Source organism: Pseudomonas sp. PvP028 (assembly GCF_017832255.1).
GTDB lineage: Bacteria > Pseudomonadota > Gammaproteobacteria > Pseudomonadales > Pseudomonadaceae > Aquipseudomonas > Aquipseudomonas syringae.
On record NZ_JAFIBL010000001.1, the window covers coordinates 4,125,534 to 4,138,456 of the forward strand.

Here is a 12,923-nt window from a genome sequence, read left to right on the forward strand (position 1 = left end):
GCACAATGCCGTAAACGCTGCAACACCACTTTACGCCAAGTTCATGTGTGAAAAGATTCGTGGTCTTTAGCCGCTAGCGATCATCACATTCACCCGGCAAGGTTCAGGAATACAGCCCTGGCGCGGTTGCATATGCAGCGCAGCCGCAGATCATCTACCTCGTTGCTAACACCAGAGGTCGGTGTGCAGCCGCAGCCAGGAGGGCTCTTTGCAGGCTATAGGGACATCGCATGCCAACTGATCAGCACACTCAAAGTCTGTTCCTTCTCCAGGACGAATCGGCATCGACCGATGAGTCGGACGTCGCAACACCAGGCGAACCTGACGAGCGTCTGCCTGAAGCGCTCTACAGGCTGCTAAACATCCACCTTGTCGACTCATTATCCAAAGGCCGCGTCCAGACAATGGCCGTCGATGGTGGCGTGGCATTGACTGGACGCAATGGCCAAGGGAAAACATCGTTGCTTGCCCTGGCACTGATGTTTTCTGGCGTCGAGCCAACGGACGTGGTGTCCAAGGGCAAGGACTCCTTCATCGACTACTATCTACCTAATCAGACCTCATACATCGTCTATGAGTATGAAGTACCGGATGGTAGTCGTCGCCTCGTCGTAGCCTACAGCAACAGCACGGCAGATCGGGTGCGCTATCGATTCGTCAAAAGCGAGTTCCGACGAGACATGTTCGTGTCGGATGACAATCAGTTCATCTTGAACAGAGATTTTCGCAGGAGACTTGCCGAACTCAGGATTTCATGTGCTGACCGGCAAATTGATACCTACCTTGATTACCGCTGCATCATCCAGGGTTGGCAGCCTCACCATGCTGATAGCAATCAGCGTCGATACCTAGCCGGCATGTCTGCAGAGTATGGATTCACTTCATACAATCGCCCCCTGCGGCATCTGGAAAAGCTCACGAAAGGCATGTTCTCTCGTCAGGCCAACTTTGATGACCTCCAGCAGGTCGTAGCGGATTGGGTTTTCGAGGGAAAGCCCTCGGTAGGTATCCACACCGATCGGACACGTGTGGAAAACTGGCCCCGAGATTACAACGCTTATCGGCAGATCATGACGATCGAGCATGAAGTGGTTGGCGCTGTGACTGTGCGTGAAGCTCTTAACGCTGCCCATGAGCGAGTTCGAGAACTCAAGGAAAAATTCCTGATCTTGCGTGATCACCTTGAGTTCAGTCAGGCGGCCAAGGACAACGAGCGGACGAGTCTTGAGAAATTCCTTAGTGAACGTAAAAACGAGCACGAGGCCGCTGCTGGAGACCTGATTCGCCAGATTGCCGAGGCGCACCACCAAGTGGGACAGTGCGAAAAAGACCTTCACCGTATTGAGCGTGAGCGTCAGGCATTTGCTGATGCCCAGGTCGAGGACAAAAGAAGCCGTGCTGCCCAACGGGAGTTGCTCATCGACGAGGCCCGGCGCATCGATGAGCAGTACAGGCTTGCTCTAGGTGCAGCATCTGATATCCAGACCCAGTATGACGCGGCGATTAACGAGGAAGCTCGTCGGCACCAGATTTACCATGCGGCCGCCCTCACCAAGATTACCGAGCTCAACAGTGCACACCGGGTAGAACTCGATGCAGCTGCCGAGTGCGCGGATAAAGATAGACGTCTTTACGATTCGTCCTGCGAAGCTGAACGTAACCGCATCCAGGAACAAATTGATGTTTTGAGGGGCCAGGTTGGCCGGGATGAGGAGCGGGTTAACAATCCCCCAACAGATCCGTTGCTGATCAATGCTATAGAACTGAAGCAGGACTCCCTGCAGCAGGCTGCAGCGGTGCTCCGAGTCGCGGAAAAAACCGTCAGCGCCAAAGACCAGGCTGTCGACAGGCTCCAGGCTGAATCCGCAACGCTAGACCTCCAGATTCAGCTACATACTAAAGGCCTGTCGACCCAGTCTGAGAAAATTCAAGGAATCCAGCGCTCTCACGCTCCCGATCCGGACAGTTTGCTGCACTTCCTCAGATCCACGCGCTCCGACTGGGGTGTGCACATTGCCAAGGTGATCAATCCCGAACTGCTTCACCGAACCGATTTGCACCCGCAGACAGTGGACACTAGTCAAAGCTTGTATGGGATCACACTCGAGCTAGATTTTGTCGCTCCAGTTGATGACGCGGACGATACGTTGCTCCAAGAAATGCTAGCTGAAGCCGTCGCTGAGCGAGAGGCGTTGCAGATTCAGCTGGATTTGGCCGTCGCTCAGCAGAAAGCGTTGCGCGAGGCGATAAAGGCTGCAGTTACCGAGTTGACTCTTGCGCGTGCAGCCTTGGGTCGCGCCCAAAACGATCATGCTGCCCTAGATACGGAAATTCGTGACGTCCGCAAGGAGCTCCAGCGCAAGCGGGATACTGCAGTCTCGGATGCTGTGACTGCTCTCAGCGCAAGACGAGCGCAGCTTGAGTCTGCAATAGGCGTGCAAAGGGAATTCAATGATCGCCATCAGCAAAGACATATTGAATTGGCTAGCTTGGCTACCGCTAAGCGTGAGGCGATCGACAAACGCTTCGGGCTTTCTGCCGGGCAGATTAACACCGCGATCGCTGACCACGAAACCTCTACGCAAAACGCGATCAAGACCCTGAGAAAACAGCAAGATGCTGCTTTGTCCGAACGAGGGGCAGATGTCGAGATTTTGAACGCGCTGAAAAATCACAGCCAACAGCTCAGAGATGATCTGGAAGAAATTAATGGTTGGACTGACCTCCTTAATCAGTGGCACCACTGGCTGACTGTCGTCGAGCCAGACATTCCGGCAATTCAGGAGAAACTAGATCAGCAGCAGGCTTTACATGAGCAATTGACACTCCAGCTCAGTGCGGTTGAGGAGACATGGACTCGCACAAAGCGGGAGGTCGAGAGGCAGATCAGCGAATGCAATACTGCTGCCTCTATCTTCTACAAGGACTTCTTAGCCGTAGAGTCCACGTTGAGGGATCAGCTACAGGAATACACGCCGACCGACCGTCATGAAAAGTATGATGTGGCTTGGCAAGCGACCGCGCTGCGGACAGCGCTAGGGGCCTGTTTCCAGGAACTGCATGACGCGGACGGTGCCTTGCGAGCGAAGATCAAGGGAATGCGCGGGGCATTCTCTGCCATTGCACTCTCTCCGCCCGCCACCTATTTCAGCGACCGTTTGAGCAACCTCAAAGACGAGCTGCCGCGTGAAATCACTCCTAGCGACGTGCTTGGCGTCGTGGAAGATTGGTTCACCCACCAGCACGAGCAAAGCCGTCGGCTGCTGATCGCGGATGCTCGTACGATTTTTGGAGAGATCCAGGGGCTGCACCGAGAGCTTAAAAAGTTTAGCGATCGACTGGCACGCTTCAATACGGCGATGCAGAGTCATCTTTCCCGCAGCTCGAAGGTGTTCGACAGCCTGACTGACCTGCAGATATCAATCGTCTCAGCTGTCGAAGATTTGAATTACTGGTCAATCATCAAGAAAATCACCGACGACCGTGATCAGTGGATCAAGGATGGCGATCTTCCAGACGAATACGCTGTCGACCACCTGCGTGCCCTCCTGAACCTGTGGGACATCAAGAACGGTATCAATGCCAATTTCAAATCACTGGTCAGCATCCGCGGTGCTGTCAGGGAGAACGGAAACCTGAGGCAGTTCCGCAACCGTGCCGAACTGGAAAATATCTCATCCAATGGCTTGAGCTACTTGGTGATGATCATCCTGTTTCTTGGGTTCATCTCTAAGGTTCGAGGAAACGCTCCGGTGCAACTGACTTGGTGCGTAGATGAGCTCAGGGCGATCGACGCGCAAAACGTTGTGTCGCTGTGCAACTACCTTGGGGAAAATCACATCACGCTATGTACCGCATTCCCTGACCCAGACGCAGAAACGCTCATACTGTTTGCCAACAAATACAAACTCGATTCAGAACGCCGGCTGGTGCATTGCGAGCTAGTCATCGAGGGTGATCCTGAACTGGATGAACCTCTGGAAATCGAAGTGGAGGACGTCTAATGAGCCCTTTCGCCCGCATTGTGACCGACCTTCTCAAGGGCGGGTTCATCTGCCAGGTAACTGACTATGAAGGCTATCAATTCCTCAGCAGCCCGCAAGCGTCAGGTAGCCGTACTAACCAGGATGACGTTGATGACTACCTGCGCCGTATCAACATCCGACTGACGCAGACCCGCAGTGGCAGCGCCTTCTTCGCTGCAGCATCAGAGATTGACAGCGAAGGCAAAAAGATTGCGAGAAGGCGCTTTGGGGAGCTTAAGAACAGTCTCCGGCCAATGGTTTCCTTCTTGGAAATGGTAATGCGGCTGGAAGGTGATGACGACGCAGTATCTCCTGGCCAAAAGCTCGACCTCAATCGCACCATGGCCAAAATTGCAGCGAACGCCGGCATCGGTGAGCAGTTGAGGCAAATCGCATCAGATACCAATATCTCGACCCGCGATGGTTCAGACAGAGAGCGCCTAAACAAGATCGTGAAGAGATTTCGCGATGATGGCTACCTGCAGTTGGTTAACCCGGAATCAGAGATCTACGTGTTCACCGGTCGGATTGAGTGGTTGATGGAGGCTATCGAGTATCTGATGCTCCACGACCAGATCTCAGACGATGACAAGGAATTCGATAAGAGAACGGCCTCATGAGCACCCTGGTAGATGCAGTGGTCGGTCATTTGGAACTCTTGCACTCTCAGCGCAAGCTGATCGCACAGATGTACGTAAGTGGTCACGTTGTACGGGACGAACAAAATGCTAAAGCGCTGAGCCAGCTTCAGCAGATCCGTGCCGTCCGTTTGAACGAAACGCTCAAAGACTCCTATAGACTTTCTCCTACCGTGAGCCGGCTGCTCAACGAGGCGAGTTACCGATCTCGAAACTATGGGGTTTCTGCAGATTTTGGGAAACAGCTAAGTCGGCTGGATAAGCTACTGGAGGACTTTTCCGAAGCATATTTCGACGGTCGTGGGGAGGACGTCATGCTATTGCAGGACGAGATCGACCTCACGCTCTTCGAAATTTCCGAAGAGATGAAAGACTTCCTACTCCACGTCCGAACTGCAGCCGAAAACAATTTTGGCAACGTACGCACTTATCGGGAGAAAGAAAAACAGAATTTGCATTACCTAGAACAGCTCGAGCGGATAGTCGAGGCATTGTCGCAATTCGATGACGCTGCCTTGCTCGAAAGCCTTGGTTCAAGTGAGCGCGAAGCTTTGGAAGCCCTGTATCAAGGCTATATTCTGGACAGATTGTCGAGCTGGCGATCCACGACGGCGGATATTACCCGAGTGTTGAAGCTGTATCTTCATAAGCTACGGGTGGTAGAGCCTCGAGCAAGGAGATTGCGAGCTTTGCAAATGTACCTGCTCCGACATCCTGAGTATGAGGTACGTGATCCTTATGAGTATCCGGAAATCCCGGATTGGGCCTATCAGTACGAGCCGATGAAGCTACGATTGGATCTCGACTTCGGCAGGCAAGAAATCAGAGACAGCCTGGCCGATGTGGCTAAAAACATCGACCGCTCAGTGGCTGTACCCACCAAAGAACGACGACCAGGAACGCCCGTCACGGAAGCGCCACCCAAGGCTGCATTGATCAAAGGCTCTCCCCTGGTGGTCGTGAGCCAACGCCTGCTCAACGAAGCCGCCCACAGCCCCGCCCCAATGTCTGCTGCTCGATATTTCGCGCTCGCTCCTGAGACCCAAGTGCTGGATCAGGAATCTTGCATGATGTGCTTTCTAGCCTTGCTTGATAAGCAGGTGAAGGCAAATGCGCAAATCGTACGACGCTTACAAATCGAGCTCGTCTCCATCAACGACGACGATAGGCTCAGTGGAAACGTCATTATTGCGGATGTCACCGTATGCAAGCGTTAGGAAGTCTGAAAAAACTGCTGGCTATCTACCAGTCGGAAAAAGAGCTTTTCAAGCGTTCCCGTCAGTTGGACGGTTTGTGCGACGAGTACGGAATCGGTCAAGCAGTAGGAGCCATGTGGCAATTCACCCTGGCCGACAAGCTACAAATCGCAGTGATCATTCAGAGCAACTGGAACGTCGACCCCATGATGTCACTCGACGGGTGGGACGACCTTTCTCGCAACGAGGCGGTTCAGTTGGGTGGTGATGAGAAATTCACCAAAAAACGGCTAAGAGGTCAGCGGGTTGCCATTAAGTCCCTACCTGATCGACCTCTGATGCTTGGGAGCGCGCCTTACACCCTTCCGCCAGGGATCAATCTGGATGTCGATCGCCAGTGGGTTGTGGAGCGCTGCCAGCATGATGCAGTAATGCTGATTGAAAATTGGGAGAACTTTGAACTGACCGATCGGACACCGATACTGAAATCAGTACCGGGCAATCCGCTTGTGGTTTTCCGCGGGGCGCCGGGCAGTTACAAGGTCGACAGTGCTTACCGCTTGCTTGATGATTTGGGCCTGCCAGTGATTGCGTTTACCGACTACGACCCTGAAGGGCTTGCGATCGCAGCCACGCTGCCATATTTCAGTCGGTACCTCGCTCCAGGAGCGCGATGCTTGGAGAAACTATGCAGTAAGCTGAGCACCCAGCGCAGATACCGCGAGCAGATCGTTCAAAAGCGCTCGATGCTTGAGGCGCTCCATGATCCCGAGCTGGTGCGCGTATTCGAGATCATTAAAGCTGCGGGCAAAGCGTTACCTCAGGAAAGGCTGATCGGATTGGTGAATTGGCAAGATTAGGCCTCAAGATCACCGTCGTCGCAGAAAGCCTTTCGAACATCACCCCTTTACATGTCTACGTGCTGGACATGGCGCCTCCTCAGTGCGGTGCCACGGAGGCCATGCAGACAGTTTCAAACATAGATCCCTGACTGACTCATTGAGATGACAGAACATTCCGATTCAGCCTTTTCAGAAAAGCTGAAAAGCAAAAAAACTGGAGGAGGTTCAGCCTTTGGTGGCGGTGCCAATTTTCAATCCTCGCTGACAGCCATTGTCGCGAGCCATATTTTGCATGGCAGCCCTTTGGGCTGGCTTGATGGTGTCTGCATTGATATTCCCTCTGCTGTTTGGGCTGAGAGCGAGGGAGCCGGTGACGATCTGCGGATTGAGCTTACAGACGGCAGCGCAATCGAGGTGCAAGCCAAAAAAGGTCTGAAACACCGTGACAAGCTCTGGTCAGCACTCATGGATCTGGCACAAGCCATTCATGACGGGTCACTCGCCTACGGTATCTTGGCGGTAGCCTCAGATACCAGCGCCGTCATTAGAGAAGACCTCGCAAACGATATCGAGCGAATGGGGCAAGGCCGCGCAGATAGGCTGACTGCTATTGGGAACGAATTTCACAACCTCCTGCTAACCAATAATCTATCAGTGGAGATTGTGTGCCGATCCCTGCAGATCCGTGTCATCGATACTCTTATCTCAAAAAACGGGGACATCAGTGCCGCAAAAAATGTCCTCCGATTAATTTGTGTGGATGAAACTGATGCTTGCGCAGCGTTCGATATCCTAGGCTACCGGGCATTAAGATTGATTGAGAATCGCGGGCGATGGACGCTGCGAGATCTGGTGCAATTGCTTCGAACAAGAGGCATCAAGCTACGCAACGATGGCAGCCCTGCCGCTTTGCTTGACCGTTATGGCCAGTGGGTCAGTAATACCCACAATGACTATGCAATCATCGGCGCCGGGCCCCGCATCCCAATCGAATACCTGCTCCCCATGAAGCTTGAGCATCGAGAGTTTGAGCTGGCGGAAACAGCAGACGCATTATCCGCTTTGCAGCGTTACCAAAAAATCCATGAGCGAGAGCATAGAGGTGACACCTTTGATTCCCTGTGGACTGCACGCTTTAGAAGGAAGGCGGTAGTCGTTGCAGGGCCAGGTTTAGGCAAGTCAACTATGCTACGGGCACTCGCTTACCAGTACTCTGTGGATGGCTTTATGGTTTTGAGCGCGCCTCTCAAATCGATCGTTGCGGGTATCCACGCGGGTAAAACTTTTACCGAATCGCTAGTCAACACGTCCTTTGATGGCTCTGGGATACCGGTTGGAGATGCTATCAACGACAGACGTTATAATTGGGTCATCCTGCTGGATGCATTGGATGAGTGCGGTAAGGATCACCGTCTAATTGCTGAGCATATTCGACGCTTCGCATCGGGCTATCCCGCGACAAGGATCGTGGTTACCACAAGACCAATCGGATATGCCACTAACGCTCTAAAAGACTGGGCTCATTACACGCTCCTGCCTCCTAAAGCTGAGGACGGAGCTGAAAATGTGGAAAAACTGCTCAAGCTTATCGCGCCGCAGGATCTCCCGAGTGCCGCTCTTCACCTGCCCACTAGCTATGGACGGCGAAACTCAGCAAGCAACGGCTTTGCTATCAGTCCACAGCTATTAGGAATGTCTGCAGTACTCATTCTGCGCAAGCGTGCACTGCCCACCTCGCGAGTGAAGCTTTACCGGGAGCTCATTAGGCTTTTTGAGGGCGCTGAGAATCAGCCTCGAGCATCGGATGGTGGAGAGCTAATCGATATCGCAATCCAAGTCCTTGACTTGACCGGATGGCACTTGATTCAGAACCCGCTGCTGCCGCTGGATCAGCTAATTGCGGAGGTAGCTGCGGATTTGGCGCAGCTACTTGAGAGATCACTGTTGCTGTCCAAGGGCTTCGTCAGGGACGCGTTGAGCCATTGGGAACGCATGGGATTGGTGGAAACTTTCTTCCATAGCGACATCCGAATGATCGCGTTCATCCACAAGTCGTTCTGCGAATTTGTGGCGGGACGCCATTTAAATCAACAAACACTGCAGATTATTGATCAAGCAGCTGATCGCCAGGATATGCATGAGGTCGTCAATTTTGGTTTAGGTCTGGGCCTGGCTGATAAGCTAATTGATATATGTCTTGCCCGACACGCCGAAGGCGATGCCAGCCAATTAAATCGCGCCCTTGCGTTGCTCAGCAAGCCAGAAGTTGTAGTGGCTGAGCACCGAATAAGCAGGCTCATAGCCTTGTCATTCAAAGCGATGGATGATGATGACACGCACATATTTACAATAGGTGTAGCTCTCTCAGACATCGTAGGCCAGCCGGCTGATTTGGTGATCCCTGAAGCATCCAAGCGCCTCTATGTATCGAGCCCGGCAGTCAGGCTAGTGGCATGGGCGTTATTCTCTCGATCAATGAACGATAGTGTCCAGGGTGCTACCTTACTTCAGGAACTATCACTTACCGTGCCTGCGCCCATCTCTGGACGGCTTTTACAAAAACCGGAGCAAGAGAGACACGACCTGGAGCTACTGCGGCGTCTAGCGTCAAATTGTCTGAAGGCTTGTCCAGACTCCGAGGCGCGAGATTTTGCGTTGACACTGCCGGATCAGGTGTTTAGCAACCTTGGGTTTATCATCTACATCAACGAACATTTGGAATCGCGTCAAATCGCGCCAGTACCCACCGCCTGGGATCGATCAGGCTCATCAACCAATTCGGTGTCGCTACCGCTCATAGATCCAGGCTTTCGCGATGTCGGGATGAGCGCAACCCTCGCAGTCGCAAAGGCGTTCATACCGGATGATCATCGTTTCGAAATTATCTCAGAGGGGCGGCATTCACTCCCCCAGTTGGCGGGATTCCTGAGGGCATCTGGGTTCATGAATAGCCCTGCAAGCGACGTATACAGCTGGGGTACGCCCTATGAGGCAGCATCTGCTAAGAGCACGCTGAGATATATTGCTTCGCTTCTTCCGCTGGATCACGCTTCACTTCAGCAAGAGTGCAGCAAGCTCCTTAACCTTTATCTGGGAGGCGTAAGCTCGATCTCTGACGTCCTGCCGGATGTGGATATTCAAGAGCTCACTCCAGTTGATAGCGCAAGGCCTCCGTATGATTTAGTTTTGGTCAAGCAAGCCCTCCTGCATCCATCAGAGTGGCTATGTAGGCTAGCCGCAAGGATTTGTTCGTCATTCCCCGTGACGAAGTCAGAGCTTGAAATACTGCTCCCCGCCTCGAGTGGGGCTTCACTCAGCGCTGTGCTGCGCCTAGTGGCCGTTCACCATCCAAACCAGTTGACCGACATGGCTCGGCGACGGCTGACTGGTGAATCAACGGGTGACTTGAGTGCCGCCTTTCATGTCTTGCGATCCTCAAATATGCAACCTTGCCCTGAAGTGATTGAGATCGCGCTGAGCCTTCTTTGCTCAGAATGTAAAAACACAAGCGCGTCAGCGGCCGAACTGTTGAGTTGCTGGCTGAATCAGGCCGTTGTGATTGATACAGATAAGGTCGACAAGGCCATCGAGCACTGGGGCGGCTCCCAAACAGCCAAGCCTCTTTGGCGTCTCCACACCCCGCTTCACTCAATTATCGAATTGTCGGATAAAATTCGTGCTACCAACATGGCCGCCGAGAAATAGGGGGCGTCCTCCCAGGTGGTCACCGCATCGGCGGCGGGTCAATTCATTGCTAGATGGTTTGAGCGTCAAAATTACTGAGGAATGTATGGGGGATATTGGTACTGGCGGTGAGCTTCACTTTATGTCGTTCTGCACAGATGGCGGGGTCACAGCGAACAAAAGCCAGACCGATAGGCATGGGTGGGATGTACTGATCGAGCTCGAGCAAGATGCAGCGTATTTCAGCCAGTCGACACTTCATGAGCCAATCATCACCGGCACCGTGCAGGTCAAGTCAACTCGATCTAAGAAGCTGACGGTTGACGTCACTTTGTCCAACCTCAGGAAAATGGCGACGAACCCGTTGCCTGCTTTCTATGTCCTTGTCGACTACTCGAGTGGCCCACTACCTCATAGAGCGTTTATCCGCCATGTTGACGAGATGCTCATTGGGCAGATCTTAGAACGGGTCAATGTGCACATCGTTGAGGGTAACGGCAATGTTCTGCATAGAAAGAAACTGCGGATCGATTTTGACCTAGGCCTGGAGATCAGTCTGGTAGAGCCGGCTTCATTCAAATCGGCTCTCGTCAAATTTGTAGGTCGTTCGCCTTCACGGTACACCGAGCGCAAGCTGCGATTTCTGCAAACCGTCGGCTACGACAGTCATAGCCAGACGATGACTTTTGAGCTTACAGACCTCGAGTATTTGGTTGCCCTGGCCGATGCGACGATGGGCATGGGAGGGATCGTCGAACTTGCGAAATTAAACTTCCATCCCAAACGCTTTGGCCTGGCAGACCCGTTGCACCTGCATAAGGGTTTGACGGGGACTCTGGAGGTGCACCCATCCGGGCCCGCGGCTGAGGGGTCAGTGACGTTCCGCGACGGTTCCAGTGGGGTGCGTGCCGAGATGCCAGCATCCTTATACGTCAGTGCAATGCACAATTCGCTTCCCCCGCATTTAAGGAGGATTCGCGTCGACGGAGGAAACTTCGAGCTGCTCATGAGCGAAGATGGATCGAACAGCAATTTTAAAGTGACGATTGATGATGACACACCCGTCGAGCTTGAACAGCTCTGCGCCCTCTTCCAGATCATTTGCATGCTTCATGACCCAAAGGCAGTTTCAGTTGAGCTGAAATTCAACGGAAAGCTCGCGGTAATGCCCCTAACAGCCGCGACGAGCCTCAGAGATTATAGCGTGCCACTGCGTCTTGCAGAAACCTTGCTTGAGCTGAAGGCACTCTTCAGAGATCGAGGAAGCCTGTGTGTTTCTCCGACTGACCTCGTAACACATCTCCAAGCAATCGGGGGCACTGCATCTTTTTTGCGCGGTGATATAGATGCTACCGTGACACTGAGTCTTTCAGGGGTCTTCGAGCCGTTCGAGGCCGTGTGTTTGGTTCCACTGAGCCTCGTCATCGGAGGTAAAGCATACGTAGCTGTTGTCGCCGTTACGGGAGCGATGACCCCGACACGCGAGGGTAAATTTGCCTTGCGCTCCAAAATGGTGGAGTCGCTGTACAAGACAGTAATCCGTGAGGACGATTTGGATGAAGAGCGCATCCTGGCCGAGATAGAGCCTGTGCTCGACAGGTACACCAACAATCTGCCTGTTCTTAACCTCGTCCCCGCGATGCTCCGCTTTGGTTCATAGTCGATCATATTCTAGATTCCGAAGCTTCACGCGCCGGCATCATCACCTGGAGAAAATTACTTGAGCAGTGTGGCGTTGTTGGAGTGGAGTTACCTTCCGACCAACCTGATCGGCAGCGCGCAAAAATTCGAAGCGCTAGGCGCCTCATTCGTTATCCAGAATGGGAGTGCGCGGGCTCAGATGGATGAGTCTACCTTTCGGTTGGCGCCAGATATGAAGCAGAAGCTGCTGGCCGTGATAAAAGCACGAGTAGCACCTTTCGAGCATTTGGCATCAGCGTCTCTTGATTTTAGAGATCGGCCTGCACTGACGATTACTCATGATGATGGACGACCGACCGAAATTCATTTGGAAGCCCATGCGGGGATACGTATAGCCGACTATTTGCATTTCCAAGTCATCGACAAAAATGGGGTCGTGACCTTTGACTCAGAGCTTGACCAGCTCGCAAGTGCAGAGGCAAACGCCGAGCTCCTTGCAAGGCATGCAACGGATGATGTCCTCTCTCGCCTACTTCTTAGCCTTGCTCAGTCCCGAAAAGATCGAGACAACGAGTTCACGCACCTCTATGAAATTCTGGAAGCCCTAGCCACCCGGTTTGGGAGCAACCACAACATTTGCGGGGCGCTTGGCATTAACCTACCCCACGTCAGGGATTTCCATCGGATCTGCAACACCCCGTCAACCGTAAGCAGGCATCGCGGATTAGCGAAATCCCCTTTGGCGGAGCCTGATCCAGCACAATATTCATTCGCTCGATCCTTTGCTTGGGAACTGGTTATGGCCTATGGGAGTTGGCTTGAGGGCCCGAGGTAAGCTGGTCTCACAAGATATGGGCTCAAATTGTTTTTTAGCAAGGTATTCCTCGCCCACAGCGT

The 12,923-nt window shown here is 53.1% G+C and carries 7 protein-coding genes; all 7 read left to right on the top strand.

The window, feature by feature from the left end; all coding sequences use genetic code 11:
- Nucleotides 1–230: 230 nt before the first annotated feature.
- The gene (locus JOE34_RS18330; protein ID WP_209996344.1) at nt 231–4,004 is read left to right on the top strand and encodes an ATP-binding protein; all 3,774 of its coding nucleotides are present in this window, start codon (nt 231–233) and stop codon (nt 4,002–4,004) included.
- Nucleotides 4,004–4,645: a hypothetical protein gene (locus JOE34_RS18335; RefSeq protein WP_054998268.1), complete on the top strand. Its 642-nt coding sequence runs from the start codon at nt 4,004–4,006 to the stop codon at nt 4,643–4,645. The genes JOE34_RS18330 and JOE34_RS18335 overlap by 1 nt, the downstream gene beginning before the upstream one ends.
- Nucleotides 4,642–5,880, top strand: a complete 1,239-nt coding sequence (locus tag JOE34_RS18340) for a hypothetical protein (protein ID WP_054998269.1) — start codon at nt 4,642–4,644, stop codon at nt 5,878–5,880. Before JOE34_RS18335 ends, JOE34_RS18340 begins: the two co-directional genes overlap by 4 nt.
- A complete protein-coding gene (locus JOE34_RS18345) occupies nt 5,868–6,719 on the top strand; it encodes a hypothetical protein (RefSeq protein ID WP_209996346.1) in 852 nt (283 codons plus the stop codon). The genes JOE34_RS18340 and JOE34_RS18345 overlap by 13 nt, the downstream gene beginning before the upstream one ends.
- A gap of 144 nt (nt 6,720–6,863) precedes the next feature.
- A complete protein-coding gene (locus tag JOE34_RS18350; protein WP_209996348.1) occupies nt 6,864–10,406 on the top strand; it encodes a hypothetical protein in 3,543 nt (1,180 codons plus the stop codon).
- 85 nt (nt 10,407–10,491) lie between these two features.
- Nucleotides 10,492–12,045 (top strand): hypothetical protein, encoded by a 1,554-nt coding sequence (locus JOE34_RS18355; protein ID WP_054998272.1) that lies wholly within the window; start codon nt 10,492–10,494, stop codon nt 12,043–12,045.
- Between the two features lie 60 nt (nt 12,046–12,105).
- Entirely contained in the window at nt 12,106–12,861 is a 756-nt protein-coding gene (locus tag JOE34_RS18360) for a hypothetical protein (protein WP_054998273.1), read from the top strand.
- Nucleotides 12,862–12,923 lie beyond the last annotated feature (62 nt).

What these genes read in the sequence shown, in the direction of transcription:
- JOE34_RS18355 (WP_054998272.1), top strand. Translation starts at nt 10,492, where the DNA reads ATGGGGGATATTGGTACTGGCGGTGAGCTTCACTTTATGTCGTTCTGC.
- JOE34_RS18330 (WP_209996344.1), top strand. Translation starts at nt 231, where the DNA reads ATGCCAACTGATCAGCACACTCAAAGTCTGTTCCTTCTCCAGGACGAA.
- JOE34_RS18350 (WP_209996348.1), top strand. Translation starts at nt 6,864, where the DNA reads ATGACAGAACATTCCGATTCAGCCTTTTCAGAAAAGCTGAAAAGCAAA.
- JOE34_RS18345 (WP_209996346.1), top strand. Translation starts at nt 5,868, where the DNA reads ATGCAAGCGTTAGGAAGTCTGAAAAAACTGCTGGCTATCTACCAGTCG.
- JOE34_RS18340 (WP_054998269.1), top strand. Translation starts at nt 4,642, where the DNA reads ATGAGCACCCTGGTAGATGCAGTGGTCGGTCATTTGGAACTCTTGCAC.
- JOE34_RS18335 (WP_054998268.1), top strand. Translation starts at nt 4,004, where the DNA reads ATGAGCCCTTTCGCCCGCATTGTGACCGACCTTCTCAAGGGCGGGTTC.